Source organism: Rhizobium sp. PvP014 (genome assembly GCF_017876855.1).
In the GTDB taxonomy this organism is placed as follows: domain Bacteria; phylum Pseudomonadota; class Alphaproteobacteria; order Rhizobiales; family Rhizobiaceae; genus Neorhizobium; species Neorhizobium soli.
In genome coordinates this window covers 141,592-167,819 of record NZ_JAGIOT010000003.1, presented here as the reverse complement: position 1 = coordinate 167,819, position 26,228 = coordinate 141,592, and the positions used below count along the sequence as shown (strand labels likewise).

Below are 26,228 nucleotides of genomic sequence, written 5' to 3'. Positions count from 1 at the left end.
AGAGCCAAACCTCTGACGGGCGACATGGGGCATTGATAGGTTCCTCACCACATTCGGTTATCCCACATCGCCAAACTAGGCGCATTTCCACACACTAAAATCACTTTGAGAAAAATGGAATGAATTCAAAATGTTGACAGGGTTGGCACCTGCCAACATCTAAGCAACCCTTGTACGCGATTCGCTATTCGTCTTCAGTGCAGCCATTATCATTGGCCCGAGAGAAAACTCGCCAAGCGACGTCCTTCGGCTCAGGTCCCGGAGATAGCCTCCGGGGGAACTGATTAATGTCGACCTCTCGAGAATACATGCGACTGCGACCGCAGCATTTTCAGGACCCATGGCTTCACACGCTTCTTGATAGGCTGAAGGGCTGATGCCAAGCATGGATCGCACCACTACCGCGGCAGCCATCAGGTCGCGCCAGCTGCCAACCCCACCGCCAACCCCGTAATCGACGATCATGGGGCAAGCCTTCATCACCACACTCAAAGGAAACACCTTCAACGGCTCACCTCTCCGTCGATTGTCTTTGGTCGGCTTCGCTTCCTGGTCCTTTTCGGAAGCGGGTTCAAATTCATTTAGGTATTCTGGTTTTGAATTCTGTATGTGCTGCTCGTTAAGAGCGACATTGGTGCTCTTATTTTCGAAATTATCCTGAATATTCAGCCGACTAATGATCTCTTCGTAAAGCATCCGCATTTCGTCGAGGATGGAGCTGACGGTCGCCAGTGTTGGGGCGCGTGGTATTCTGCCAACGATTTCGACATACCTGCCCTCAATCGCCTGCCAGTCGCCTTTCGCACCTTCTTCTATGCCCGCCGTGATGAGCTTCCGCACGTCGCGTCGGCAAATAGTTAGAGCTTCACGAGTGCTCCGGAACATAGCCCTAGCCGTAGCAACCTGCTGCGCCATCGCGGCCAGCTCCTCGGAACGAGCCAGCAGTGGCGACAGATCGAAACCGAACGCGTTTTCGATCTCTCCGGTGTGATCCTTCCTGGCATAACGTTTGCCGTTGGGACTGTCCTTTCGCAGGATGAGGCCCGCATCGACAAGGATTGCAATATGGCGCCGCATGGCGGCTCCAGACATACCGTGTGCCCGCAAAGCGAGCTGCGTATTCGACGGAAAGACCACCAGACTGTTGTTCTGGCACAGTTCATTTTTGGGATGGAACGTCAGCAGCGCATCGAGAACGGCAACACTATTTGAATGGAGACCAAGCGAATCCATGGCCGTAGCCACATCTCGGAAGACTTTCCATTTGTCTGCGGTCTTTCCTTGCTTGATCTCTGCCATTGCTGTCTGGCGTCGGACAAGGGTAAGCGTTATCGGCCGCCGCCCGAAGGGCGTCGTCACAGTTCCAGTCTGCATCGTCTCTCACCTTTCAGAAGGCAAAAGAAACCTGCTCACCAAAATGGTGCCAAAGACTCTTGACGAGGATTCGTGGAAGTGCGATTCTATGTTTCTCACGACGATAGAATTGGGTTCCACGGTGGCAGCACTGTTGGGGCCTTTTTCTTTTCCCGGCTTACTCTCCGTTTTTCCGTTGGTTCTCGGCCAGATGTTCTTCATAGAGCATCGGCAATTTCTCAAGAATGAAAGCCGCGAACGCCGGCGACAGCTTCTTGTCGATCGTGATCTCAAGCTTTGACTTGCTGTTTTTCATTTCAGCCAATCGAACACCAGATGTCGTAGTAAGAACGCCTGGTGCGCCCCTTATCGTTCGGCGCGGCTTCAGGTGGGCAATGATAGCCTTAAAGCGGTCATCTGAACTGAGAAGCTTTACCTCGTCAGACATCGCAAACTCCACGGCAATCCGCGGGGTAGGGGACTTCTCTACAAGATCGGAAAGCTCCAGCCATCGAGGACGGCCGACGCTTGGTGCCGATCCGATGGCCTCGACCAGCTCAGCCGGAAGGACATCGACGATTGCCAACATCTTCGACAGATCTCCCTTATCCACCGATAGCGATGCGATGATTACGTCTCGAGAGAATTTTTCCTTCAAACGTGCCGCAAACCTGGCCTTTTCGATAAAGGTTAGATCCTGCCGCTCATGGTTTTCCTGTCCCTGCGCAATCACCAATTGTTCGTCGCTCAAATCGCGGACAATGGCTTTCGCCTTGAGGCCAAGCTTTTTCAGAGCCCGCAAACGACGATGGCCAAACGCGATCTGATAATGGCCGGTACGTTCGGGGTGAGGACGGACTAGTATTGGGACCTGTTGTCCTTGTTCTTTTATTGAGGACAGCAATCCGGCTATATCGCCATCCATTCTGTCTTGTACGAATGAAGGATCGATCTCGTCGGTATCCAGTTCGACGACGGCCTGACCTTCAGCCAGCCGACGCTCGATCTCTTCCGCCCTCTCGAAGCGTGCCTTTCCTTCGGCCAAAGCGGTACCGACCTGATGGGTCAATCGCGACGCTGCCGGCGGCGCCTCTGCATTCAGCATTGGAAGGACTTTGGCCCGTGTGGGCCGCAAAGACGATGGCTCGGAAGACGCTTTTGGCTGCGGGACGCGGAGGATATCTTTGCGGCTCATGCGGCTCTACCCCATGCTTTCTTGATCAGGGACTCAATCTCGTCGTTCACGCTGTTCATCGACTCGAGCGCCCGGTCATAGGTACCTCGCGTGAATTGCGCTCTTTCCACTTCGTAGAGCGTTTGATTGGTCAATCCTGCGTCCGAAACGGCGGTCGTCTTCAGCATCGGGAAGTTCAGGACATTTTCGCCGAAGATTGCGCGCAGGTATCCGACCATCTGGTTCTGTGGACCGTCGCTGGGTTCGAAACGGGTTACTAAATAGCGCATCCAGTTATAGGTGAAGTCCGCACCAGCTGCTTTCACCTCCCGAAGAAGCTCTGCCATCATACCAAGGAACTGGTTCATTGACATCACATCCAGCATTTGCGGATGAACGGTGATTAGAACGGAGGTTGCAGCCGTGAGCGCTGACAATGTCAAATAGCCGAGCTGAGGGGGGCAATCGATCACAACGACGTCGTAGGCGTGAGCGACTTGTCCCAGGACCTCGCCAATCCTACCAAAAAACATAGTGTCGCCGGGCTTGCGCTTCATGAGTGCGGCGGGCGTTTCATGCTCAAACTCCATCAGTTCAAGGTTCCCCGGAATAAGATGGAGATCTGGGATATATGTTCCCGAAATGATTTCACCCATTGGCCTGGGATCCGCATAACGGATGGCACCGTAAAGGCTTTCCCCGGCCTCAAGGGTCTCCGGCTGAACCCCGAATAGGGTCGAGAGGCTGGCTTGGGGATCAAGATCGATTGCCAGGACACGATACCCGCGAAGCGCAAGATACTGAGCGAGATGCGCGGCTGACGTTGTTTTCCCGGAGCCGCCTTTGAAATTCATAACAGAAAGGACTTGAAGCTTTTCGCCATCCCGCCGATGCGGCAAATAACGCCGCGACCCGCGCCCGACGTCGTCGAGATGCTTGCGGATGCTCGATATGTCTTCAACGCTGTAGGTGCGCCGGCCGCCCGATCCGGTTGTCACCTGCAGTCCCTGCACTTCGTTCGAAAGACGGCGTAGATAGACCTCTTTGACTCCCAAAAGCTTAGCGGCTTCCGCCGGTTGAAAGTTTCGGATCGTTTTCGTGGCATCAGGTGGGAAGGTGGCAAGGTGATGGTCTTGCAGCTGCTCCGAGAGGGCAAGCGAATGTCGTGTGATAATGCCCATCAGGTCTTCATCAACAGGAGCGATTTTGGTCGCAATTTTCGCCATGTTCAACCGTCAATCTCGAATTAGCGCTAAGCCGCGAAAAGTCTGGTGCTTTCCGCTACTATTTATAAGCATCGATTTTGACATAGCGGCAAGCTATTTGAGGTTAACGAAGACTTAACAAGCAATTAGCTCTGATGTGCTTTTCGCCATCTACCCTCATAAAACCCATGTAGAACAAGCGGTTAAAGGGAATGGTGCGACGCGTAAGGGTAACACGAAAAAAGAGTCGAGAACTCTCAAGCCCTGCAGATTCGCTTGCTTTCCCGCGCTGCCGGTAAAAACTTGCGCGGCAGACTCTGGAGTGAGTCGCATACTGCTAAAGCTCCTGCCTCAATTTTCGGCCTCTAGTCGGGCCGCTCGGGCGCATGGGAGCTGGCTGCTAAACGCTCCGTCGGCGGGCAGATGTCTCGAAACTCGAGGCGGAAAACGAGCGCCTTCGTCAACCGCTTGCGGAAAGTACGCGCCGAAAACGCGAACCTGCGCGAGCGTCTCGGATTGGCCTGACACACAACCAATGCGACCTAGACGAGAGGGAAGGGCAGGCGTCGCCCAAAAAGCAGGGAGTAGCAGAACCGCGCCCAGCACGATAGTCACGTCAACGGCCGGCCAATCGCTTCGGGCAGATGTGTCGTCACCGTTGTCGGAGATCGAGGTTCTCCAAGACGAGATCAGGACATTGCGCCAGCAGCTCACGGAGAACCTGCGACACCAAAATGCGCAGCTGAGAAAGACGCAAGAGCGGTTTCAGGCTGGGTGGATGCCTACTGTCCACCCGGCTTATTCTTATTAGCCGATTTGAACCGACACGTCATGACGTTTTGCTAAAGGCGACGGACACATATCCTCTATGGTTTGCGCCGGTCAACCTCGAGAAATCGCAATGCAGCTTCCCTTTCGGTTGCAAGGCAGAAATCTTCTCGCCGCCGGCCCTGCCAGCTCGCCCCAACCCCGCACGACCGCCACCTTACCGAAGAAGGTCGCTTCGATCATGTTGGAGTACTAGCGCACCATGCCCGGTTTCCGCTTAGCTACTGTCGCCGCCTAGTTTGACAAAAGCGCGCTTGAGAAAATGCGATCCATAGCCTTTTGGAAGGCGTTGTGCGGTTTTTCAAGCGCATTATCATCAACTTCAATTACACCATCGGGATACCATTGGGCCAAAAGTGGCGCAGGAAGGACCGATCGCAGCTCGAAGTCGCGAACTTTCTTTGGGCGCCAATCTGGCAAGCCATCCGGGTAACACTCCATAAGAGTGTTGACAATCTTAGCTTTCTTTTCGTCAAGTTCTATCCCTTTTCTCCAGGGAAGGTGGGCAGTTGGCCGCGTGCGAACTCTTGCATCGGGATACATTTTTAGAACATGCGTGGATTTGAAGCGAATATCGCGATAAATGGTCTTATCATTCAGAGATAGAAACAGCCCATCGGCATCGGAAATGCCGAAGTGGGCGATTACCCATAGCCCGGGTTCTATCTGCGAAGACTGGTAGTCTGGCCCAATAGGCTGCCCGACAGACAAAATCTCACCGCTTTCTAAATGGGCCTTCAATTTCGGCATGAACTCAGCCATTTTTTTGAAAACCTTCGTCTTGCCATCGAAATCGACGTAGCTTTCGTCGATCCGGGTCTTCTTGAGCCGGCGGAGAGCGTAACAAGGCCTGACGTTCGCCGGCATGGGTTTTTCCCAAGGCAGATAGATCCGGCTCCCGTCGTGATACGTAGCGAGTTTTTCCCAAACCCACTTATCCAGAAACGACGGCCTGTAATGGCGGTGAACGGCTTCGGGCCTTTTTGCCTTGATCCAGGCCGCAGTCATTTCCAACGTCCAGAAGGTCATGTCTGCGTTGAGTTCGTCACAGCCCAATATAAGGCTCGCAAGCGGGCCACTCCGCATATCCTTCGCCTCGGCTTCCGCCTCGTCTGGCGTTAACTCGTTGGAGTTAACGCGTTCAATTAGCAGTTCGCGATGCTGCGCAGCGATCCCCAGATGATACTCCTTCGTATTTTCGACTGGGACGACAAGGCCAACAATGTCGCCATTCGGCAAAAGATGGCGTTGCGACGTCAGTCTGTTCATCTGCTGGAAATCAAACGGCAAAGGGAAATCCTTATGAGCAATAGCAACGACGATCGAGACTTCCCGACTGTCTAAACAAGCTTTGCTAAGGGAGCCCAAAACAAAAGGGTTACCAGAACGGAAACACATGGTCGAAGTTTGTAGCGCGAAACCTGATCTCCATGGGGCAAAGGCTATTCTGTCGGAACGACTATTCTAAGTTATTGTTTTCCCTCGATTCCAGTTGTCTGCAGCCATAGACTCGATCTCGGACACAGTCCCATCGTGACCGTATATTCAAAGCCATAAGGCGACCGGGCAACGAAGCCCATTCGGCCAAAACGCAGAGGATAAACGTCATGCCCGTCAACCAACATCCCCCCCATCACATCCTCGAAACTTTCAAATCCGAATTCCTTTCTGCCTACGTCAAACCTCAACGCATGATGACCGGCATTGGCTTCGCAGTCTTCGCTGATCGCGTCGATATGGTCTCTAACGAGGCGGTATTGTTTGGAGGTGCGGATTTTGTGCGTTTCAAGCTCTCGTTTCTGATGCCGGCGGCGATCGTGTGGGCTGTGTTGGAGACCGGTGGCCATGACTGCCTCCTTCAGATTGTCAAGATCCTTCAGGGGGGTGACACGCCATTGCGACAAGCCAAGGTCCTGCAGAAACTAACCCGGCGTTTCAAAGCGCTCCTTGACATCGCAGAGGACGCGTATTGGCGCGATCAGCGCAGCAACCTACCGAAAACCGTTCATTAACGCATAACCGAGCCGGAAGTTTGCCGTTCCTAGCAGGGGGCGGTCTTTCAAAGTGCTGATTTTTCCACGCAGAAAGGACATGCCTTGACCATCAAAGTCTCAAACCCGGCGGAGTCTGCGAGTGCAGTCGTATACCGATGGCGTAATTTGCTCAACCGAATGGCGCCTTGCATCCTGGTTTCGGTCGATTTTCATGGCGGAATGATCGACACCCACACGAATGCAGGCGAGCCGGTCGCCGGCGCGATCCGTCTCGACTTGTCCAAGGACGGACGGCCGATCACGCCCGCAAATCTTGCTGCCGCACTCGGTGTTGTGGCCGTTCGCGTCGCAGCCGAACACTTAATCGATATCTCCGCAGGTCGCGTTTCGGGAAATGCCGGCATGTCCTGCCCTTCCATCGCCAGTGAAGTATTCGGCCAGGCCGAGCAGTATCCCCTTGATCGTCCTGACCTGCGTCTGCCCCGCGAGCGCGGACCGTCATAACCGGAGGGACTTGGCCTTAGGGAGGAAACGATGCCGCGTTTCTTCCCTCAGGCCAAGTCCCTCCCTCCCTCCAACATGAATGCTTCATTTTGACGCCACCGGCCACCGGAGGCGTCCGGGAGGAGCATTGCCAAATGCTTCGGCTACCCGAGCAATCGCATCAAAGGAGTTCAAGATGCAGAAAACACTGAAGGCCGCCAAGGCCAAGGCAAGCAAGACGGCAGAAACGTTCGTAGCACCGGAGGAGCACCGGCCGCTTCTGTCGGAGGTGAGCGGCTTCATCGCTTCTCTCGGCCGGCGGGACGCGGCAGAAGCGCTCGAGCTCGGTCGGCAGCTCATTCGCGTCAAGTCGGTGCTGCCGGAAAAGTCCTTCGGCAAGTGGCTGAAGCTGGAGTGCGGAATGACAGTCCGCAATGCGTGGAACCACACTATCCGCGTCGAGAAGTTCACCGTGGAGCAGCAGGAGCTGCTGATCGCTGCCGCTGTGAAGCCGACCGTGATGACGATCATCGCGACGGCGGATGCGCCAGTGATCACGGAACTGCTCGGCCGGATCCTTTCGGGCGAGCAGTTCACTGTCAGCAAGGTCAAGCAGCGGATCAAGGGAGACACGCCGGCGAAGGCTGCAACAGAAGGTGGCGGCGCTAACGGCCTTCGCCGTGCCGTCGACGCCAGGGTGAAGGTAGATCTGGAGGTGATCAACAAGCTCGTCAAGCGCTCGCTCAAGGCTGTCGAACTGATCGTCGCCGACATCCGCAAGGGCAAGCACGTCCCGAAAACCAGGCTTGCAACAGCGGTAGAAGCCGACTGCCAGAAGGCGGGCATTCTGCTGAGCGCGGTGATCTCGCCGCGTGGTTCGGATGCTCCGCTTCCGATCGAGTGGGAAAAGGCACGGCGGATCATTGCCCGTCTTGGGGATTCTCCGCGTTACCCCGGCCGGGAAGAGTTCCACGACTGGGTCGTCGATGCGGCGCTGCCGGCGCTGCGTTTCGTGGTTCTCGGCGAAGCTTTCCCCGGCGCTGCCGGCGCAATCGGTCAGGCTGCAGTGGCGATCGCGGATGACGGCGAACATGATGCCGCGGAGCATGACGCTGATCAGGCGATCACCGCCGTCACCGACGAGCCTCTGAACGAAGAGATCGGTGGTGGGGCAGGGGGCCGTGCAGAGGAGGCACCGGCAAGAACGCGTGTCGCCAATGTGCCATCCATCGCACCTGTCGAGATGTCCACGCCTGAGCCTGAGGTTCAGACAGCAGGCGTCGCGAATGTCTGATGGGAGGAGGACCAAGACCGCCGGTGCAGTGTCGCCGGCGGGAGGGGGTCCTGCCAGACCAGTCAGTCGGGCAAAACTCTTCGCTTCAAGTCAAGCTGACCGTGACTCCAGGTTTGCATACGTCGCTGAACACTCAACCACGTCCAATTGCGTCGGCCTACTAGCCAGCCACAACAGTCGGGAAATTGCGCCAATGTCCTTCTACCTTAATGTCGAAATTCCGGTTGTCAGCACCGGTCGCCTGCCACGGGTAAAAACTACGCAGATCTTGTGTGGGCAGATATCGCGCCATATCGAGATTGACGACGTCAGCGACGATGACGCGCCACTTACGGCGACCTTTAGGGGTGGCGCGGTCAGGGTTTTCGAAGGGCAGTGCTATGGCCAGATTTCTGAGCCGCTGCAAGTCCATGAAACCTGGAAGATCGATTCGTGCCCAACGACGTTTTTTCGCTTCACAGACCATCTGAAATATGACGACACCTACAAAACGTTGGTAAAAACGCATGGCGATAACCGCGTTGTGGATTTGGTAGGAAGTGTAAACGAGCGTGCGAACCTAGAGATTGCAAGGCTGCAGGATCTGGATTTGGAGCTTATTAAAGATCAGTTGACGGCTTTCGAAACCAGTATTTCAACCGTGATGATGACCTCAACAGGCCTGTTCATGCAGGTAAAGGAGCCAATGTTGGCTCTGAATGGCTATGCTTTCAGGTCGTCTTTCAGCCTCCTTATGCTACGAACTAGAGACGATTTGCTGAGATGTTTTCAAAGACGCGAGGTCATCGGGTTTTACGGTCTCGACGGACTTGGCGCTGCGATGTCCAGGTCAAAACGATTGAGACGCAAGGACAACGCTCATCTTGGCCCGATCAATCCTCATTTCGTTAAAATTCATCGTTCTGGGCTTCTTACCGAATCTTTTCTCATCGAGAATGCCGCGCTGTTTGCTGTTTACATCCGAGATGATTTTTTTGGTCGTTTGCCATCATCTGGTTCCGCAATGCTCCACGGTCTCTTGAGTTTTGGGATGGAGCGTTTGCAGCAAATCGACCGACTATGCCTTGTCCTCGAATTATATCGCGAGAAAAAACAGCCGCAGGACCTGGTCGATATTGTCGCCTACCTGCTCGACTTGGCAGATAAGGACCAGTTTTGGCAAGGTACAAAAATTCCGGCCGAGCAGCGTAATTTTATGCGGGCCTGCCTCGATAACGAGCCTGTTCACCTGGAACTTTCGCGGTCTAAGTGATGGTGTCGCGAACTCGTCAACTGAACTCTGGACTGTGCGGATCGAGCGAATGAGGGAAGAGCTCTACTTCCTCGCGTTCAATGTCAGGCCACAAAGGTGATAGGAGTTCGCTGATATGCTCGAGGGATCAATGTGAAAGTTGGTATTCCTCTTGGCGATGGGTGTCCGCACAACCACCGCGTCCGCCGTTAACCATACCAGGGCTCTTTTTGTTCCGGGTGCGTTCTACCGGCTTGCCGGGACGGGTTGTCCAGGCTAAGTCGACAGTGTCTGCGGAAAACCGTGCACCTGCAGACACTTAGCGGCCCCCGCCAGTGCTACCAACACTGATGAGGGCCTGACCCGCAACCTTGCTGTGAAGGACTTGGGCTATGTCGACCCATAACTGCTTCGCTTCCGTTCCGGAAGCATTTCTGAAGATTTCTCCTGTTGAAACCGATGCCAGCCGGCTGCCAGCCGAGCTCGCATGCCGGATCGCACCGGTCAGCATCGTCTGCGGCTGTGGCGCCCACGCCCACGCTTGAGCGCTGATCGCAGCCATCCAACCGGCCAGTTTATCCATCTGTCTGTCTGTCTGATTGATCGTCGTGATCGATCGATGCGGAAATTATTTCCGCATCGGCAGACCTGTGCCCGGTTCCGGATCGCCTCACCACAAGGAGATTTCCATGACCACGATACCATCATCTGCGACACCGTCATCCGCCCCACAGCTTCCAAACACCATGCTCGCCCCATCACCGGCCTGCCTCTATCGACACAGTGTCGATCCCGATGCGATGGCGAGCGTGTTCGAACAGCTGGTCAGCGAGGTTACATCGGCACTGTCGACCGATGCGCTGGCCGGCGCCCTCGATGCAGGGATCGACAGCATGTCGGCGATCCTGCGCGCCATTCCGATCCTTGAGGGAAAGCTGCTCGAGCGCGGCATCAGCCTGATTGCATTGATCAATCCCGATCTGGTCGTTCTGACCGACAATCTGCGTCTTCCCGTGACACCGGCCGCCATGCAGCTCGTCGAGAAGAATGCCGTGCATCTCTATCGCAGCCTGACGCTCGATGCCGATAGCGGCGGGCGCAAATCCTACACGCCGGATCTTTTGATCCTCAATCGTCCGACCAGGATTGCGCATGTGATCGATGTTAAGCGCAGCCTTTCGTCCTACGAGGTGTCGCGGATTGCAGCGCTCAAGAGCCGGATGCTGGCAGCAGCTCTTGTTGTTCCAGACCTCTTGTACAAGGAACACCGGCGACTGGTGGCGGAAGACGTCCGCGTGGTGATCGTCAATGCCGAAAGCCAGAGGACGGATATCGATGGCGGCATCTGGCCGCTGGGACACCTCGATCATCTGCTCGAGATCAACGGCGCCGGTGCAGCGATGACGCGACTGCGCGAACTGTTCCGCGACAAGATCACCGCGAACTGGACAGGTGCACGACAGCTTCACAGCGGGCCGGATCTCCGTTCGGACGGGGGCGGGCAGGGGGCTGCCACAGCAGACGAAACCAATGAGCGAACATCATCGGCCGTGCTTGGCCCCGCCAACGATGACGATCCGGCAAAAACTGCCGGACACGCGACGATGCCGCGTATCGGCTTTGCGAAAGTTCCGAGCTCAGGGCTGCGGTGACCGACGGCTGAGACCGCACCGATCCATACCTTTTCCGTCAGGCTTCAGCCGGGATGCAGACAGCGTCCGGCCAATGGGAGACGTCAACATGACGACACCGACCAACATCATCGAGTTTCCGGGCCAGCGCCTTCGCCAGCCCCAGACCGAGACCGCAAACACATTTGGAGCTGAATACATCGCGGGTCTGACCTCCAATACTGCTGCGATCGAGTTCGCGGTCGGGGCTCTGGTCGAGACCGACGAAGACCGGGCGCTGCATGTGGCCGCCGTGGTCGGCGCTTCGATCCGCTTTGCCCGCCGCCGCGGCATCAGCATGGCCAGTCTGCCCACGCAACTACGGCATTGGCTGGTGCAGGAATGCGACCGTGGCGATGCCTCCGCGATCATGGTGCGCGAATGGCTGACCGGAAATGCCAGGTTTGTAGATCTGCCGGAGCTGAACGGGGAGGGCGCTTGATGGTTGGCAACATCACGCCTCGCGCGGCAGAAACCCTTGAACAACGACTGCTGCGCTTTTTCCTGCGCCGCATCCGCCGCCTGGCCATTCTCGATCTTTATGCCAGCGCCGCGAACGTCGAGCTACTGGATATGCACACGATCGGCGAGTTCGGTGGAGCGAAGACCAACCTTTGGGCCGCCGCAGACCCACGCAATCTTCTGACCGGCGATCCTGAGCGGGACCGCCAGGTTGTGGCCCGCTTGTTGAAATCCTCACAAACGGGTACGCAGGCATATGATGGTGGGACTGACCCGGCAGATCAGATCGTCGGCATCCCCTACGAGCCGGATCCGGCCGACGAGAGGCCGGCACGACGTGCAATCGTCGCCGCTGCTCGTGCTTTCCACCATGAGCCCGTGCGTCCGGTGAGTGGTGGCGCGTCCGACAGTCGACCACTCTTGTCACTGGTGCGTTCATTTCTTCCACCGCCTGACGTCACCAGGGTTACGGTCGCCTTGCTCGTTGCCCGCGCCGTCGGATCAAGTCTTGCGGGAATGGCCGACCTTCGGGACGCTCTGTCGCGACCGGACCCCTTCATCCTGATCAAGGCGCCGGTCGGCGGGTTCGAGCATCGGTTTGGCCAGGCATTGGAGGAGGGCATTATCGTGCCTTTCTGGGCAAAGCTCGCGGACCTGTTTCACCTGATCTCGCTTTCCAACTGCTATGACGAAAAGCGAAGGGCCAAGAAACGCCGAAAGGTCGCGGTCGCGTCGGGCAAGGCGATCGCCAAATCGAAGGAAGCGATGGTGCGTCGGCAGATCAGCAACATTTTGTGCGAAACGCATCTGCCGGTGATGATCGCGGACGAAACCGGCACTGCGCTGATGTCCGGTATTGTCGAGACAGCCGATCTTGTTCTGGAATGCGGACCGCTCGATGAAGACTTCCTCGCTTCGCTGTTGTCGATCTGCTGCGGCATCCCGGTTGAAGAAACGCTCCGGCAGTTCCGCCAGACACCGTTCGATCTGTCGCGTCTGCATCTCGACGATCTGACATTGGCAGTCCGGCAAGGACGCTCTGTCGACACCATCCTCACTGCGCTCGAAATCCTGGCCCGCCCGATCGCCAGTGAGGACGAAGCAAATGGCGACAGTGAAACACAACACCGCAAGAGTGCAGGGGGCAAGAGGACGGCCACGGACACACAGGTCTCTGTCGATATGATCCAGCCCGACGTGATCACTGAGGAGCAAGAACCAGCCACGAGCCTTGGTTCGACCGGTTCGTCTGCGGGATTTGTTCGCAAACGACCTGCTCCGGCACTCCGTGTCGAAACGCTGGCCGGTTATGGAGATGCGACATCCTGGGCGTTGGATCTGAAGACAGATCTCGTTGAATGGCGGGCAGGAGAGATCGACTGGAGCGACATGAGCACCAAAATTTTGTTGTCCGGCCCGCCCGGGACCGGAAAGACGACGTTTGCACGGGCATTGTGCAATTCGCTGCGCGTGCCGCTGGTGATCAGTTCGGTGACGTCATGGCTTGAGCCCGGATATCTCGGCGATGTCCTGCAGCGCATGTCGGCGGCATTCAAGACCGCGCGAGCCAACGCCCCGTGTATCCTGCTGGTCGATGAGCTGGATGGCATTGGCAGCCGGGTAGGGGGAGGCGATCGCAATCGCGCCTATGACGATTACTGGACCTCGCTGGTCAACCGCCTGCTGGAGCTGCTCGACGGTGCCTTAAAATCCGAAGGCGTGATCGTCGTTGCGGCGACGAACTTCCCCGAGCGGATCGATCCGGCGCTGTTGCGCTCCGGGCGACTGGAAAAGCACATCGTTATCCCGATGCCGGATGTCGATGCGTTGACCGGCATTCTGGCACATCATCTCGACGCTGATCTGGACCATGTTTTGGCCACCGTACCCGCAGCACTCCCGAAAACCGGGTTGCGTCCAGCCGCGCCGAGAAACGCTATCCCTCTCAAACAGCGTCGGTCACCGTCGGCGGATACCTCAGACCCGGACAGCGGGATTTGCATCGACCAGAACCGGAGACCTTTCAGTGACTGACATGACCAAGTCGACATATAACGGACTGCGGCCGCTTGCGGTTCGGGCCCTGGGACAGACCGGAGCCGATATCGAACGGCTGGTGCGCGAGGCCCGTCAGTCTGCGAGACGACAGAGGCGACCACTGACGTGGGACGATATCGAAAACGCGCTCCAGGGTAGACACAAGCGGATGCCTGACGATGTCCTCTGGCGCGTTTGCCTGCATGAAGCGGGACATGCCATCGCCTGGTCTTTGCTGGGCGTCGGTGAGGTGTTGTCCGTCACCGTCGGCGTGGAAAATCTGGGGCAGGTGCTGACGCGCCGCCGAAACGATATGGCCCAGACCGAGACCTGGCTGAGGCAAACGATGGCCTGCCTGCTTGGGGGGAGGGTCAGCGAACGGATGGTGCTTGGCGATGTGGTTGCCGGAGCCGGTGGCGATGACACAAGCGACCTGGCCCAGGCGACGGACTATGCTCTGGCGGCCGAGACGAGGCTCGGATTTTCCAGGGTCAATCCGCTTCTCTATCGCAATCCCTCCGGCAGTCTCGATCTTCTCAGCCTCGATCGGGAGCTGGCGGCACGCGTCAACGAGCGTCTGATCTCAGCCGAGACACTGGCCTTGGAGTTGTTGACGAGCCACTGCAACGATTTGCTGGAGATTGCCAGTCGGTTACAGGAAAGAGGTGTCATGGAGGGGCGCGAGATCCGGCAGGTGCTTGGACTGGCAGAGCCAGGAATGCCGGAACCATAGTGAGCGAATTGCGGTCCAAAGGCTGCGAAACCTCGATTCCATATAACGGGACGTCGATTCAAAATCCGGCGTTTTCGTTTCGAAAGTCCGGATCCTCGATTCCCGCCTCATCGTCATTGATTCAGAAGTCTGCGGTTTCGATTCCGAGCACGCAATCATCGATTCCGATCTCAGCATTTGCGATTCCGACGGCATCCGCAAAGCCATGTTAGGGATCGAGCGTTTGACAGAAGCATCAAGATGGTTGGCATGGCTGGCAGGAAATACCGCATCATCCCGCAATGAACCGCAATGACATCCGCGTTACGCGGAACCCAAGGCAGGTTGTGTCCAGTCCCCGGCAAACTACCACCACTTCGAGACAAGTTGCGGGCAAATCGACAGACATCATCTCAATTTACCCTGTCGCGATTCCAGACACGGAATTTGCGATTCGCCGCTCGAGAATGTCGATTCCAGCGGCGGGTGGTGTCGCGCCATGGGTGCGCGCGTTCGCCGCATGTGGCAATCACCACCTTCGGTAACCACCACGTTGGGTATGCCTTGCTTGAGAGATTTTAAAGGAGGTCTCGCTATAGCGGGGAGCGTGCCGTTCCGTTTTGTCAACATTGGCGGAGCGGTATGGTGTGATCCTCAACCAGCCGCCGGAGACCTCAAGCATGGCCGCCAAATCGAAACGGACGAAGACGGCCGAGCAGCGGACGCGACAGCAGAGCGTGCGCGACAAGGCCAAGGACCTGCGTCGACCGACACGTGACGATGTTGCCCGGATGCTTTTGTGGAAAACGATCTCTGATGCGCACAAGAGCGGAGATGTGGCAGGCCCCGCCTTCCTCGAAGAGATCTCAAGGGATATCGTCACTGGTCTGGAGGCCCAAGGTTTTGATGATCGCGAATGCTATGACGTCATCGACGGCCTGATCCGCAAATATGCCGATGGCCTGTTTCCGTTTCGGCCCAAGCGCCACCTCGAACGCAAGGAACCTGGCGAACCCGGCGACGATCCATCCTGAGTGCCTATAGCGCTCTCTATGCAAACGACGTTCAGTATTTATTGGCGTATTCCCCCCATTACTCCCTATAACGGCGTTTGCGCCGGAATCGATTATTTTGAAGCCCTGACTGTCATTTCGCAGACCCGTCATCAAGACTGACCGCGTCAGATTTCCAGGTCATTTGTCAGACCCGCCGGCGAGTTCACGGCCCGGCCGATATCCCGCAAGCAAGGAAAAGCTTAACCTCTCGACACTACAACCTCCGTGTCGATCAGTTGCGGGCAGCATACGGGGGCGTGTGGACACGATGGGGGCAAGCAATCTGATGGTCTATGTGCCGCCGATATTGTTCAATATCGTCGCGCTGACCTTCCTGTGCCTTTGGCGAGCCCGGGTAATCTCCTCCTGGCATTGGGCAGCCGGGTTTGCGCAGACCGCCCTTGGCTTCGTGCTGTCGACCTTTTCCACCCATCCGATGTTTGACGCGTTCAGTTCCGGCATGGTGTTCATCGGTGCCGCCTATTGCTATGGCAGCGGTCTGCTATCGCATTTCGATGTGCCGAATTGCCGTCTTGCCAGACGCAGTCTGATAGCGGTCTATACGCCGGTGCTGGCCTATCTCGTGTTTGTCGAACAAAGCCTCGTCTGGCAATTGTTTCTCACCGATGCAGCCTTTGCACTCCTGCTTGGGATCGCCGTTGTTACCGTTGCGTTGCGCGCCTCTCGCTACATCGATATCGGACTGGTGGCGGCAAGCATGATCGTCGTGTTCGATTCCGTTCTCAGAACCGTGTTCTTTACCTTCTTCACGGAATCGAGCAACGATCTCGGGGATTTCGCCAATTCGGCCTATAATCTAGCCGTCCACGTTTCCACGATCACCGTCTGCATGATCTTCCCCTTCACCGCACTTGGTGCAATCGCCTCGGCTGCCATCGACAGCCACCGCAGCGATGCAGAGAAAGATCATCTGACCACCCTCCCCAACCGTCGCGGCTTTGAGAAGGCCATAGAAAGAAAGTTCGGGAGCAACACGCCGTACGGAGTCGCGCTGATCTTCGACATCGATCACTTCAAGCAGGTCAATGACACGTATGGACATGCAACCGGCGACCGGGCGATCGTCATGCTGGCCGATGTTTTGCGGCAAACCGTCGGGACGTCGGGATATAGCGCGAGGGCAGGTGGAGAAGAGTTTATCGCCTACCTGCCCAATGCATCCCTAAAAGCTGCCATGACCATCGGCAATCTCGTCAGAGTATCGTTCGAGCATGGTGACTGGGCAAGTCTCGGAATCGATCGCGCATTTACCGTAAGCTGTGGCCTTGCAGCCGTTCTCGAAGAACCTCAGGGTCTCCACCGCGCCTTCGGTCTGGCTGATCATGCCCTCTATGCTGCAAAGTCATCCGGGCGGAATAAAGTTGTCTCCAGCCAACAGTTTCGAACCCCGACGACGACGCAGCCAAGTACCCCACAGCAGCGTCGTCCGCCAACCCGCCTTGTCGCGGGGCAGTAAGGCTCTTCCGGGAATAGGGTTCGATGATGTATTAGAGTAAAGTTTGAGTAAGAAAGAAAGCTTGGAAAGCTCGCCCAGGAATTTCGAAATCCCAGGGAAAATTTGCAGGGGTCCCGGACCTTCCATTCTCGCCAGCTTCGATTCCGACATGAGCGCCGGAGGCTTGTGCGCTGGCGGGTTCCAGATCCCGACATTCACGTTGTGAATCGATCACGTCTTACCGATTCAAAACTGTCGTTGGACCTGGATTGGGTTATCTCTCAGTCTGACTGCTATGAGCACCCAACAGTTTCAGGTTCACCTCGTCCGCATCGATAACAGTCGCAACATGTGCCGCTTCTACAGAGTGTCGATCGAGCCCACCTTGTTCGGAGACTACGCGGTAGAACGTGGCTGGGGGAGGGTAGGGGGCCGTGGTCGCCTCAGGATCGACCTGTTCGCTGAACAGTCTCAGGCGTTACAGCACTTCCTGGACATGGTGAGGCAAAAGCGCGGCCGAGGATATCAACCGTCGCCTTTGCGAGATGCACGAATCCACTGATCCACTATTGCCCGAAAGCAGCCAAACCGAAATTGTTTCGAACGATCAAAGCTTGTGTCTCGGCGAGCTGCAGTTCGGCTGAATGATGACATTCACGCATTCGGTTTTTCAGACCCGGGCAGCGCTTATGATTGGCTTGACTGCCATGATAGCAGTCGCGTCTCGCCGATGAGCGTTCGACGCATGGGTTAACGTTAGGTTGACTACGTACCACATATCTTGCAACCAATCTCGGATTGGGGCGTACAGTCGCTTATGACCAACGATCATTTGAGATTATGGCTCGCAGCGGCTTTCGAAGCAAAAAGCCATAGGCAAATGTATGCAATCGCTATGGAGATCGGGGAGGCCGGAACTTTGGCTTCTCCGGAGATTCGGAAGGCGGCTCGAAGTCTCGCTCGTTCGCTCCACTGCGTAATCGAACTACCGATTGCGGACGCAAGCGTGTTAGCGAAAGCTGACCGACGGTTCGCTGTGTTGTGCGAGCTTTTGAAGAAAGCTGCTTCTGGTACACCGCCAAGCCTCGCTGCGTAAGCGAGTTCTCGTGAAAGTGCGGATCGGCTGCCACTGATACTTCCAATAGAGTATGGAGTACGCCGCGCTATGAGCCGGAAGGCTTTGGCCTAGCGCTCGATGTCGCCGGTAGCGCAGCCGTCCAATGCGATGAACTCGGATGTCGATGGCTGGTTCCATGCTTTGGACACTCCGACAAATCGCAGCCTGCCGCATGTTGTTGGAGCCGGATACCAAGGCAGCCCACATGCAGCGAGAATCTGGCTAAGCGAACCAGTGCAAGGACCCCTAACGGCTTGATCATTTTGGTGAGACAGGTCGCACTCGCATTGGCGTACCGAGCCTTGAAGTAGCACGATAGATTCCCCTACAGTCTGATGGCGTGACGAGAGCAATTCAGCTCCGCCTCTGTTGTGACTTCCCTCGTCGATAGTGGGGACTCCGTTCATCAGAGGCGTGAGAACATAGCACGAACAAAACCAACTCACGTCAGGTTTGAAGATGATACACACTACCCAAGCCAAAACGCCTGATGAGATTGAGACCGATCTGGTAGAAGTTATCCTCGCTGCGTACCACGGCCATGCCGTAGCAGCCTTACGTGAAGTTATGGCTGATGCGTCCTTTCTGCACGAGCAACTAAGGACGGCATCGTCGTTCTCAGCTATGGAGCGGCGAGGGGATGACGGCCGAAATTTACCCGAGAGTGAGCGTTCAACGCAGGTGATGGTCCAAATGGAAGATATTAACGACGTCCTTACGCGTGAACCAGAAGGACCAGCCAGTACCGTTGAGCCGGTACGCCGCCCATGGGCTGAATGAACCGCACCGGGTTTGCCGGAGGCTCCAACTTCTGAGAAAGTGGAGTCATCATGAGCAAGACAACGAACAAGTTTTCACCTGAAGTCCGTCAACGTGCCATTCGTATGGTGCTGGATCACGAAGCCGAGCATCCATCCCGCTGGGCTGCCGTTTCATCTATTGCGGCCAAGATCGGCTGCTCGCCAGCCACGCTGCATGAATGGGTGAAGAAGTCCGAGGTCGACAGCGGTAAACGAGCAGGCCTGCCGAGCGATGTGGCCGAGAAGATGAAGGCTCTTGAGCGGGAGAACCGGGAGCTTCGTCAGGCCAACGAGATTTTGCGCAAAGCTTCTGCATATTTCGCCATGGCGGAGCTCGACCGCCCCTTCAAGCGATGATCTCGTTCATCGACGAACACCGTAGCGTGTTCGGGGTCGAGCCGATCTGCAAGCTGCTGCCGATTGCCCCATCAACCTACCATGAGAATGTCGCCAAACGACTGGACGTGGATCGCCTGTCGGTCCGCGCCCGCAGCGATATCAGCCTGAAGATCGAGATCCGTCGCGTCTTCGAGCAGAACTTTCGGGTCTATGGCGTTCGTAAAGTCTGGCGGCAGTTGAAGCGTGAAGGCTTCGACGCCGCCCGCTGCACCGTTGCTCGGCTTATGAGGTCGATGAGCCTGCAAGGTGTTATTCGGGGAAAGCCGATCCGCACGACGTTCTCGGACAAGACGGCTCCAAGCCCGCTTGACCGGGTGAACCGCCAGTTTAAAGCCCCTGCGCCAAACAGGCTGTGGGTTTCGGATTTCACCTATGTCGCTACTTGGCAGGGTTTCGTCTACGTGGCCTTTGTCATCGACGTCTTTGCTCGTCGCATCGTCGGCTGGCGGGCGAGCCGGACAGCACATGCAAGCTTCGTCCTCGATGCGCTGGAGCAGGCACTTCATGATCGGCGTCCTGCGCATGGCGGCGGCCTTGTGCATCATTCGGATCGCGGTGTTCAATACGTTTCGATCAGGTATTCCGAACGCCTGGCAGAGGCAGGCATCGAGCCGTCCGTCGGGAGTGTCGGTGACAGCTACGATAACGCCCTCGCAGAAACGATCAACGGTCTCTACAAGGCCGAGGTCATCCATCGGCGTGGACCATGGAGGAGCTTCGAGACGGTAGAATTCGCCACCTTGGAATGGGTCGACTGGTTCAACCATCGACGGCTTTTGGAGCCCATCGGGAACATACCGCCAGCCGAAGCTGAAGAGCGGTATTACGCCATGCTGGACGAACCAGCTATGGCTGCATAACTTAAACGAAATGGCCTCCGGCAAACCCGGTGCGGTTCAGAATGTCAGATGCTCGTAGGGCTTCATCTAGTCTGGAGCATGCCCGACAATGACACTGATTAATTCACTCCCCGTCATCTTTGCACGAAAACCGGCCGCCAACGGTTTTGAGGCGCGAAAGTACGGAATTCTGTGGCGTAGCGATAGTTTTCATGACCATCCTTGAAATCTTAAATTTCTGGAGATGGCATGCCAAAGTTCATTCTGCATATTCAGGACGGTGTCGAGGCAGAGGTCGAGATTGACGTCGCGAATGCCCACACGGCAGTGAACGATGGTTATAACGCGTTAGCCATTTTTGTGGCTCGTAAGTTTCCACCTGCAGAGAGCATCACCATAACGGTGTCTGACGCCTCGCGGGGACTTATAGCGGTACTAGGGTTCACCTTCTCAGTTCAGTACGCGCCTGGCTTCCTGTCATGAGGAGCAAACAGGCGACACTCCGATTGAGAATGTCGCCTGCTCTGCGGTCGCTTTAGGCGGCGGACCTTACGACCGCTGAGACTTAAGCATCTCTAGCCAGAGACGTTCCCCTTCAGAGCCCATGGTACGATCCCGTACAATCGTGAGTTACTGTCATTTTCGACGAGTGTTGCTATCGTCAGCGAAACATTGAGGTTCATATGACGACTGAGAGACGCCGCGAGATAGTCGAAGCGGTCCGAAACAGAGCCCACGCACTTGGATTGCAATTCGAGGACGATCCCACGTACCTAGACGCTCTCGAAAAGTGGATTGTGGGTTCGATCACAGCAGAAGGTCTTCGAAATCACTACCAGGAGCTCTTGGTAGGCCGCGAGAAAGAGAGGCGATTAGCGTACTTCGTCAAGCACTGTCTCCAGGAAGTCTGATGATGACCAAATTCGGTCTCCGCATGGGGTCGGTGTCGACGGGATAAATTCCCGAGAGCGGCGGACCTCACGTCTCCGAGCCGATCCGGCGCGGATTTGGATCCAGGCTGATCAGGACGGCGAACGCTGGGACACGGGACGTCGAGAAGTATTTCGCTCGCTGCAAATTCTCAGCTGCGATAAGGAGCGTCGCATGGATATCGTCAGGGCAAAGCCGGAAAAAGACCACCAAGAACTGCGGGAGATCATCCAGCAATACGAGGCCGCTCATGGGTTTGCCGGCGAGGGTGATCCTCAGAATTCATTTTTCCTTTCGTGCCACAGAACAAGGCTTCTCGAGCTGGAAAACGAATTGTCAACTTGCGACTGAGGACAGCGACTGCCGGTTCGGACACTTGAAGGCGCTGACGGTAGACGGTGCGTTGGCTATTCGAAATCGATGCCGCGAATGCGTCTGTCGACGCTGGAGGAGGAACACCAGCTGGCTGTTGCTGTCGAGAAGGCGCCAGCCGATAAGTGGCCTGCCGCATTCAGCGATCAGTCTTTGACTTCGTAGATCGTGATTTCGTCCGAAGCTTCCCTTACGCCCTTAAACGATGCATGTCGGAGTTTTCCATCGCCTGTCCACGCGCGGTATTCGATTTCGGCGGCGATGATCGGCTCGACGTAAACGGCCGACTTTGCCTTCACGCGGGTTATCGGTCGCTTCGTAGCGATCGCGTCGAGCTCTTTCCTAAGCCGACGCGCGACCGCATCCGAAAAACCTGTCCCGACGTTTCCGACGTAGAGCAGATCGTCGCCCTTGCGTGCCGCGAGCATCAGGCTGCCGATGGCGCCCGTGGACGAAGTGGAAGGCTCGTAACCGATGACGACGAAGGTGTCGGCCTGAACGCATTTGATCTTGCGCCAGTCGCCACCACGGCCCGGCCTGTAGGGCGCGTCGAGCCTCTTCGCAACGATTCCTTCGAGGCCGAGCTCCGCCGCACTCGAGAACAGGGAGGCTCCGTCGGTTTCGAACATCTCGGAAAGCCGGATCGCGCCCGAGGCGTTGCTCAACAGCGGATCTAGGAGCATGCGACGCTCCTCAAGAGACAGCATCGATATGTCGTGACCGTCGAGATAAAGAAGATCGAATGCATACAGCACTGTGTCCGACGACACCTTCGTGCCCCCTCGACCGCCGAGAGACGCCACGAGCAGGTTGAAGTCGCTTCGCCCCTGTTCGTCTAGGATGACAGCCTCACCGTCCAGTATCATCGTCCCCGGACCGAGCTCCCTGACAGCCTTTGCGATGGTTGGAAATCGGTCGGTCCAGTCGTGTCCGCCGCGCGTCAGAATGCGGACCTTGCCGCCGAGTTCAACATGCACGGCGACACGGTAACCGTCCCACTTCACCTCGTAGCCCCACGCCGGGCCCTCCGGCGGCTTGCTTGTCAAAAGCGCGAGACAAGGCTCGACGCGGGCGGGCATGGGGTCGAGTGGTAGCTGTGGCTGGCTTGGATCGCGTGGCTTCCGTCGGCCCCCGCGTAACGGCGCGTCGGGCTCGATTTTCAGGCTCTGAGGTCTTGGGCGATCCGAGGGTTTCCTTGCCATGATCGCAAGGAGACCACGGAAAGGTTAAAGAACGGCCGGCTCGTACTTCACCTGTCAGGGAACTTCGCGAATCCTTCACAGTTATCGGTGACCACTCAAACCAGGGAGGCTCAGATGGCAACGACAACACGCGGGCGCAATCAAGACAGCACACGGGTCGCCGCAGGGCAGGACCACGAGGTCGCATACGAGGCGAAGAAGGAAGGCGTGTCCAAGGCGAAGGTCAAGGAGACAGTAAAGGAAGCCGGCAACAGCCGTGCCAAGGTCGAGGACAAGCTGAAGAAATGAGAGATGGCGGGCCAAATTTCGTTGATCAGAAGAAGCATCAGGCCCCGTGTGTCTCGCCGATCCATGATGTCCAGAGAGCCGAAGTCTCGTTAATGGTAACCAGGCATAGCGGCCTAAGGGCGGAGGTAGAGATCACAAATCGGGGACTGCTATCGGTCGCGGCGCTGGTTTCTTCGATCCTGCTTTCGACAGCTGTCCTGGTCCATGTCGCCGTGCTCGCTGGCCGTCGGAGGCATTAGTGCCAGCCGTCTATGGTTCTCACGACGGGCAACCGTTAGAGGGGGTAAAAGTCGTCCCCGATGATGTTCATGCCGATATTCCCGGTTATCGTCCTTCCCCGCTTATCCCGTGACGAGGATCTCGTTCGCTATCTCTCCGTCGCGAGGCGAGGGGACTGCGATATCGAAAAGCTCGTAGAGCGTCGCAAGGATCATCCTGACCTGTTTGGAATCGGTTCTGTAGTAGATGGTGTGCCCATCGCGTCGGGTCTGCACCAGCTCCGCGTTTTTCAGTATCGTCAGCTGCTGTGACAGCGCCGATTGTCCCATGCCCAACATGACCGCCAGCTTGCCGACCGACGTCTCGTTTTTGCTGACGATATCGAGTATGAGCATACGCTTCCTGTTGCCCATGGCGGTCAGGAGGCACGCGGCCATGGCGATCTCCGCGTCCGAAAGCTTCGTGGTATGCAATCTGGTCTCTCCTGGCGCACGACAATCTTTCCGGTTGGGGTGTCGGTCTGCCGTTGATGTGGCTGATTAGGTCGTCGTTTTCGACGTCCGCCATATGGAACGTTAGGAGTTGCGATACGACGTCGTGAAACTCGCGACGCCATCCCCCGCTCTCATGTGGCGGGAGAACAGAACCGAGCGGATTTCGTTCCGCAACGAAACTCGGCAACGAAAAAAATCCAAGCAGACTGGCATTGAAGTTCCGCGAAGCTGCAGCTCATGCTTCGAGAACCGTGTTGCTAGAAACCGCGGCCCGCGGATCGAAGATGTCGGGAACAGCGGTCCCCGCGGCGCCAGACTGAATGTTAGATGACCGAGACCGTGACCGGTAAGACCGTTGTCCTTGTCGTCGACGACGAACCCTTGATACTAATGACCTTCGCCGACTATTTCGGAGAATGCGGGTTCGAGCCGATAGAGGCCCTCACATGGGACGATGCGCTGTCGCTTCTCTCGTCCCAAAGCGATATCGACATCGTGTTCACCGACGTCAACATGCCCGGCAGGCTCGATGCGTTGGCGCTGTCCCGTCTGGTGTGCAGCCGATGGCCAAAAATTCGCACGGTCGTGACGCCTGCGAGAGTACGACCGGAAGCAGCGGACCTTGCCGACCATGTCGAGTTCATTCCGAAACTTTACGATCTCGAGCGGGTCGTCCAGTTGTTCGGCGCCGATCGCAGACGTGTAGATGATCGGGGTCCCCGTGCGTACCAGGAGGCGTCCGATCGCCAGGTGGAACCTGTACGTTGAAGTGCCGCGAAAACCACCCGCCGACGCGTCGGGATGGACAAATCTGCAGGAACCTTCGTGGGAGTTCGCTGGACGTTGCGAGAGTGTGGGCGAAACTGGCTCGCCGTCATTCATCCCGGCGAGCCAAGAGGCAGTCTTCCCCCGGAACCTCGGTACCTTATTATGGCTTTCCCGAAGTCCGGCATGAGTGGTCTCGCGGCTTGGTGCGTCTTTACTGGTCCGTGAGGAAGCGGGGCTGCACTGTGCTGCTGCCCCTCTTCCTCGTAGAGTTCGTATCAGCCTTCGGCGTTCTGATTGACGACAGATGTCGCGATCGAAGTCAGAGTCAAGTCGGTCGCCTGCTCTTCGTCCAGCGTTGCCTGAAGAAGGCTGGCCGCATCACTTAAGCCGAGCTCCAGCGCCCAAGTCCGCAATGTCCCATAGCGCGACATTTCGTAATGCTCTACAGCCTGCGCCGCGGCCAGGAGCCCTGCGTCCAGCGCGGGGGAACCCGCATATTCCTTCATGATCTCGTCGCCTTCGTCGGTGATGCCGAGGATAGCGGCGCATGTCTTCGGCTCAGGATCCTTGCCAATGATCTTGAATACCTGTTCCAGCCGCTCGATGTGAACCTTAGTTTCGGCGAGGTGCTGGGTGAAAGCATCTTTGAGGCTTCCATTCTTGGCAGCTTCGTTCATCAACGGTAGGGTATCGACGATCTTCTTTTCGGCGAAGTACACGTCTTTGAGCGTGTCATGAAAAAGGTCTGCGAGATTTTTGGTGTCGGCCATGGTTCTGTTCCGTTCTCGATAGGGGAAAGAAAGCCGCCGGGAATTCCGGCGGCCGCTTTGGCTCACCCGTCACTTGGTGGCGGGAATGCCGAACGAGACGACTGACATTCCCCGGCGATCATAATTATGATTTCGTCTAGGTCTGTCATGGTTGCCGCCTCGTGGCCGCAGGAGAAACCCATCGGAATTCGATATGTTCCGCGTCTGCTAGCCAAGTCGTTCACGGCGGGAGCGACTAGAGAGCGTTGGAGCAATCGCTCGCTCGCCGGCATGGAAAATCGTACTCAATCGCTGCTAGGAGGCATTAGACGGTGTGCCAGTCCGCACAGCAACTGGAGCCCGTGCGGCGGTCGAAAGGCTAAGTCGTCGATTGCCGGTCGTCCCGCATCGGGCTTGTGGCGATCGACGTTTATTGTAGATTGCAGGTCTTGAGTGGAAGGGCGATGTCGGGAGGACGTAGCCTGGGAGGTTCGAATGAATAGGTCCGTGCGTAGTCTTTCGGACAACGACAAGCTCGTGCTTCAATCCCTGCTTGGGCGATTCGCGCTTAGATACCATCTGGCGGGACCGGAGAAAGAAGCCCTTATCGAAGCGACATTTCTGGCTCTGGCGACCAGACCGGAAGTAATCTTCGAGAAGTCGGTAGAGCAGGCGGTCGTGGAAGCGATGGATGCAGTGTTCGCATCGAGACGTCTGTTGGCGAAATAAGTGCTGGTCCGCCATGGAAGCTTCTTCGCGCAGACAGTCATATGCGGCAGCTAACTCGACGAGTACAATAGGGGTGCATTGGCGCGGGAGCGCTTACTGCCCTCGGGCCGGCTTCGACTTCGCAGGGACTATGCCGAGCTCCCGGTTCAGCTTCTTCTGCGCGAGCTTTCGGGCACGACGAATACCTTCGGCCTTCTCTCGCGCACGTTTTTCGCATGGCTTCTCGTAGTGCTCGCGACGTCGCATCTCCCGCAGCACGACTTCCTGCTGTAGCTTCTTCTTCAGAACGCGCAGCGCCTGATCCACGTTGTTGTCTCTGACCTGTATCAGCATGGTTGCTCCCGAAGCGCTGCTCTGTCGACCGATCT

Annotated in this window: 25 protein-coding genes and 1 other annotated feature; of the genes, 17 read left to right on the top strand and 8 right to left on the bottom strand. The window is 56.8% G+C overall.

The window, feature by feature from the left end; translation table 11 throughout:
- Positions 1–159: 159 nt before the first annotated feature.
- From repC to J3A65_RS22365, 4 genes are all read right to left on the bottom strand, one after another.
- Positions 160–1,374: a plasmid replication protein RepC gene (repC, locus tag J3A65_RS22380; RefSeq protein WP_209903935.1), complete on the bottom strand. Its 1,215-nt coding sequence runs from the start codon at positions 1,372–1,374 to the stop codon at positions 160–162.
- A 157-nt stretch (positions 1,375–1,531) separates the two neighbouring features.
- Positions 1,532–2,548 (bottom strand): plasmid partitioning protein RepB, encoded by a 1,017-nt coding sequence (gene repB / locus J3A65_RS22375; RefSeq protein ID WP_209903933.1) that lies wholly within the window; start codon positions 2,546–2,548, stop codon positions 1,532–1,534.
- Complete coding sequence (gene repA / locus J3A65_RS22370) at positions 2,545–3,753, bottom strand: plasmid partitioning protein RepA (protein ID WP_209904173.1); 1,209 nt, start codon at positions 3,751–3,753, stop codon at positions 2,545–2,547. The genes repB and repA overlap by 4 nt, the downstream gene beginning before the upstream one ends.
- A 1,041-nt stretch (positions 3,754–4,794) precedes the next feature.
- Positions 4,795–5,850: a hypothetical protein gene (locus J3A65_RS22365; protein WP_209903931.1), complete on the bottom strand. Its 1,056-nt coding sequence runs from the start codon at positions 5,848–5,850 to the stop codon at positions 4,795–4,797.
- Between the two features lie 317 nt (positions 5,851–6,167).
- Here J3A65_RS22365 and J3A65_RS22360 point away from each other — a divergent pair, with 317 nt between their 5' ends.
- The 14 genes from J3A65_RS22360 to J3A65_RS22295 all read left to right on the top strand — a co-directional run bounded on the left by J3A65_RS22360 (position 6,168) and on the right by J3A65_RS22295 (position 21,390).
- Positions 6,168–6,572 (top strand): hypothetical protein, encoded by a 405-nt coding sequence (locus tag J3A65_RS22360; RefSeq protein WP_209903929.1) that lies wholly within the window; start codon positions 6,168–6,170, stop codon positions 6,570–6,572.
- A 159-nt stretch (positions 6,573–6,731) separates the two neighbouring features.
- The gene (locus J3A65_RS22355) at positions 6,732–7,058 is read left to right on the top strand and encodes a hypothetical protein (RefSeq protein WP_209903926.1); all 327 of its coding nucleotides are present in this window, start codon (positions 6,732–6,734) and stop codon (positions 7,056–7,058) included.
- A 175-nt stretch (positions 7,059–7,233) separates the two neighbouring features.
- On the top strand, positions 7,234–8,331 hold the full coding sequence (locus J3A65_RS22350; RefSeq protein WP_209903924.1) for a hypothetical protein: 1,098 nt from the start codon (positions 7,234–7,236) through the stop codon (positions 8,329–8,331).
- 193 nt (positions 8,332–8,524) lie between these two features.
- A complete protein-coding gene (locus J3A65_RS22345) occupies positions 8,525–9,583 on the top strand; it encodes a hypothetical protein (RefSeq protein ID WP_209903921.1) in 1,059 nt (352 codons plus the stop codon).
- 668 nt (positions 9,584–10,251) lie between these two features.
- The gene (locus J3A65_RS22340) at positions 10,252–11,214 is read left to right on the top strand and encodes a hypothetical protein (protein WP_209903901.1); all 963 of its coding nucleotides are present in this window, start codon (positions 10,252–10,254) and stop codon (positions 11,212–11,214) included.
- 88 nt (positions 11,215–11,302) lie between these two features.
- Positions 11,303–11,674 (top strand): hypothetical protein, encoded by a 372-nt coding sequence (locus J3A65_RS22335; protein WP_209903899.1) that lies wholly within the window; start codon positions 11,303–11,305, stop codon positions 11,672–11,674.
- The gene (locus tag J3A65_RS22330) at positions 11,674–13,728 is read left to right on the top strand and encodes an ATP-binding protein (protein ID WP_209903897.1); all 2,055 of its coding nucleotides are present in this window, start codon (positions 11,674–11,676) and stop codon (positions 13,726–13,728) included. Before J3A65_RS22335 ends, J3A65_RS22330 begins: the two co-directional genes overlap by 1 nt.
- 1 nt (position 13,729) lies before the next feature.
- Positions 13,730–14,464 (top strand): hypothetical protein, encoded by a 735-nt coding sequence (locus tag J3A65_RS22325; RefSeq protein WP_209903895.1) that lies wholly within the window; start codon positions 13,730–13,732, stop codon positions 14,462–14,464.
- A 659-nt stretch (positions 14,465–15,123) separates the two neighbouring features.
- On the top strand, positions 15,124–15,477 hold the full coding sequence (locus J3A65_RS22320; RefSeq protein WP_209903893.1) for a hypothetical protein: 354 nt from the start codon (positions 15,124–15,126) through the stop codon (positions 15,475–15,477).
- Positions 15,478–15,766: 289 nt separating this feature from the next.
- Positions 15,767–16,975: a GGDEF domain-containing protein gene (locus J3A65_RS22315; RefSeq protein ID WP_092664963.1), complete on the top strand. Its 1,209-nt coding sequence runs from the start codon at positions 15,767–15,769 to the stop codon at positions 16,973–16,975.
- A 274-nt stretch (positions 16,976–17,249) separates the two neighbouring features.
- Positions 17,250–17,516 (top strand): WGR domain-containing protein, encoded by a 267-nt coding sequence (locus J3A65_RS22310; RefSeq protein ID WP_092664966.1) that lies wholly within the window; start codon positions 17,250–17,252, stop codon positions 17,514–17,516.
- 1,385 nt (positions 17,517–18,901) lie between these two features.
- Positions 18,902–20,130, top strand: a protein-coding gene (locus J3A65_RS22305) for an IS3 family transposase (protein ID WP_209901184.1) whose coding sequence is annotated in 2 segments (ribosomal slippage) — positions 18,902–19,196 and positions 19,196–20,130 — 1,230 coding nt in all. Because the reading frame shifts where the segments join, the coding sequence is not laid out codon by codon here.
- Positions 19,183–19,299 (top strand) — a sequence feature (AL1L pseudoknot). Its footprint overlaps the gene before it by 117 nt.
- A gap of 228 nt (positions 20,131–20,358) precedes the next feature.
- Positions 20,359–20,592, top strand: a complete 234-nt coding sequence (locus tag J3A65_RS22300; RefSeq protein ID WP_113112088.1) for a hypothetical protein — start codon at positions 20,359–20,361, stop codon at positions 20,590–20,592.
- Between the two features lie 621 nt (positions 20,593–21,213).
- Positions 21,214–21,390, top strand: a complete 177-nt coding sequence (locus J3A65_RS22295) for a hypothetical protein (protein ID WP_162728438.1) — start codon at positions 21,214–21,216, stop codon at positions 21,388–21,390.
- A 167-nt stretch (positions 21,391–21,557) separates the two neighbouring features.
- Here J3A65_RS22295 and ligD read toward each other — a convergent pair whose 3' ends face one another.
- Positions 21,558–22,490: a non-homologous end-joining DNA ligase gene (gene ligD, locus J3A65_RS22290; protein WP_348635245.1), complete on the bottom strand. Its 933-nt coding sequence runs from the start codon at positions 22,488–22,490 to the stop codon at positions 21,558–21,560.
- Positions 22,491–22,727: 237 nt separating this feature from the next.
- On the opposite strand from ligD, the gene J3A65_RS22285 reads away from it, so the two are divergent.
- The gene (locus J3A65_RS22285; RefSeq protein ID WP_092664982.1) at positions 22,728–22,901 is read left to right on the top strand and encodes a DUF3606 domain-containing protein; all 174 of its coding nucleotides are present in this window, start codon (positions 22,728–22,730) and stop codon (positions 22,899–22,901) included.
- A gap of 341 nt (positions 22,902–23,242) precedes the next feature.
- Here J3A65_RS22285 and J3A65_RS22280 read toward each other — a convergent pair whose 3' ends face one another.
- Complete coding sequence (locus tag J3A65_RS22280; RefSeq protein WP_162728439.1) at positions 23,243–23,593, bottom strand: metalloregulator ArsR/SmtB family transcription factor; 351 nt, start codon at positions 23,591–23,593, stop codon at positions 23,243–23,245.
- Positions 23,594–23,941: 348 nt separating this feature from the next.
- On the opposite strand from J3A65_RS22280, the gene J3A65_RS22275 reads away from it, so the two are divergent.
- The gene (locus J3A65_RS22275; RefSeq protein WP_092664988.1) at positions 23,942–24,382 is read left to right on the top strand and encodes a response regulator; all 441 of its coding nucleotides are present in this window, start codon (positions 23,942–23,944) and stop codon (positions 24,380–24,382) included.
- 275 nt (positions 24,383–24,657) lie between these two features.
- Here the strand turns inward: J3A65_RS22275 and J3A65_RS22270 are convergent, their stop codons facing one another.
- On the bottom strand, positions 24,658–25,152 hold the full coding sequence (locus tag J3A65_RS22270) for a ferritin-like domain-containing protein (protein ID WP_092664991.1): 495 nt from the start codon (positions 25,150–25,152) through the stop codon (positions 24,658–24,660).
- 474 nt (positions 25,153–25,626) lie between these two features.
- Between J3A65_RS22270 and J3A65_RS22265 the strand changes: the two genes are divergently transcribed.
- Positions 25,627–25,860 carry a hypothetical protein gene (locus tag J3A65_RS22265; RefSeq protein WP_092664994.1) on the top strand — a complete coding sequence of 78 codons (234 nt, stop codon included), beginning with the start codon at positions 25,627–25,629 and terminating at the stop codon, positions 25,858–25,860.
- A gap of 93 nt (positions 25,861–25,953) precedes the next feature.
- On the opposite strand, the gene rpsU is transcribed toward J3A65_RS22265, so the two are convergent.
- Positions 25,954–26,193 (bottom strand): 30S ribosomal protein S21, encoded by a 240-nt coding sequence (rpsU, locus tag J3A65_RS22260; protein ID WP_113112093.1) that lies wholly within the window; start codon positions 26,191–26,193, stop codon positions 25,954–25,956.
- Between the last annotated feature and the right edge of the window lie 35 nt (positions 26,194–26,228).

Bases quoted from the DNA above. Each gene is read 5' to 3' on its own strand.
- repC (WP_209903935.1), bottom strand. From the start codon at position 1,374: ATGCAGACTGGAACTGTGACGACGCCCTTCGGGCGGCGGCCGATAACG.
- repB (WP_209903933.1), bottom strand. From the start codon at position 2,548: ATGAGCCGCAAAGATATCCTCCGCGTCCCGCAGCCAAAAGCGTCTTCC.
- repA (WP_209904173.1), bottom strand. From the start codon at position 3,753: ATGGCGAAAATTGCGACCAAAATCGCTCCTGTTGATGAAGACCTGATG.
- J3A65_RS22360 (WP_209903929.1), top strand. From the start codon at position 6,168: ATGCCCGTCAACCAACATCCCCCCCATCACATCCTCGAAACTTTCAAA.
- J3A65_RS22355 (WP_209903926.1), top strand. From the start codon at position 6,732: ATGGCGCCTTGCATCCTGGTTTCGGTCGATTTTCATGGCGGAATGATC.
- J3A65_RS22350 (WP_209903924.1), top strand. From the start codon at position 7,234: ATGCAGAAAACACTGAAGGCCGCCAAGGCCAAGGCAAGCAAGACGGCA.
- J3A65_RS22345 (WP_209903921.1), top strand. From the start codon at position 8,525: ATGTCCTTCTACCTTAATGTCGAAATTCCGGTTGTCAGCACCGGTCGC.
- J3A65_RS22340 (WP_209903901.1), top strand. From the start codon at position 10,252: ATGACCACGATACCATCATCTGCGACACCGTCATCCGCCCCACAGCTT.
- J3A65_RS22335 (WP_209903899.1), top strand. From the start codon at position 11,303: ATGACGACACCGACCAACATCATCGAGTTTCCGGGCCAGCGCCTTCGC.
- J3A65_RS22330 (WP_209903897.1), top strand. From the start codon at position 11,674: ATGGTTGGCAACATCACGCCTCGCGCGGCAGAAACCCTTGAACAACGA.
- J3A65_RS22325 (WP_209903895.1), top strand. From the start codon at position 13,730: ATGACCAAGTCGACATATAACGGACTGCGGCCGCTTGCGGTTCGGGCC.
- J3A65_RS22320 (WP_209903893.1), top strand. From the start codon at position 15,124: ATGGCCGCCAAATCGAAACGGACGAAGACGGCCGAGCAGCGGACGCGA.
- J3A65_RS22315 (WP_092664963.1), top strand. From the start codon at position 15,767: ATGGGGGCAAGCAATCTGATGGTCTATGTGCCGCCGATATTGTTCAAT.
- J3A65_RS22310 (WP_092664966.1), top strand. From the start codon at position 17,250: ATGAGCACCCAACAGTTTCAGGTTCACCTCGTCCGCATCGATAACAGT.
- J3A65_RS22300 (WP_113112088.1), top strand. From the start codon at position 20,359: ATGCCAAAGTTCATTCTGCATATTCAGGACGGTGTCGAGGCAGAGGTC.
- J3A65_RS22295 (WP_162728438.1), top strand. From the start codon at position 21,214: ATGGATATCGTCAGGGCAAAGCCGGAAAAAGACCACCAAGAACTGCGG.
- ligD (WP_348635245.1), bottom strand. From the start codon at position 22,490: ATGCCCGCCCGCGTCGAGCCTTGTCTCGCGCTTTTGACAAGCAAGCCG.
- J3A65_RS22285 (WP_092664982.1), top strand. From the start codon at position 22,728: ATGGCAACGACAACACGCGGGCGCAATCAAGACAGCACACGGGTCGCC.
- J3A65_RS22275 (WP_092664988.1), top strand. From the start codon at position 23,942: ATGACCGAGACCGTGACCGGTAAGACCGTTGTCCTTGTCGTCGACGAC.
- J3A65_RS22270 (WP_092664991.1), bottom strand. From the start codon at position 25,152: ATGGCCGACACCAAAAATCTCGCAGACCTTTTTCATGACACGCTCAAA.
- J3A65_RS22265 (WP_092664994.1), top strand. From the start codon at position 25,627: ATGAATAGGTCCGTGCGTAGTCTTTCGGACAACGACAAGCTCGTGCTT.
- rpsU (WP_113112093.1), bottom strand. From the start codon at position 26,193: ATGCTGATACAGGTCAGAGACAACAACGTGGATCAGGCGCTGCGCGTT.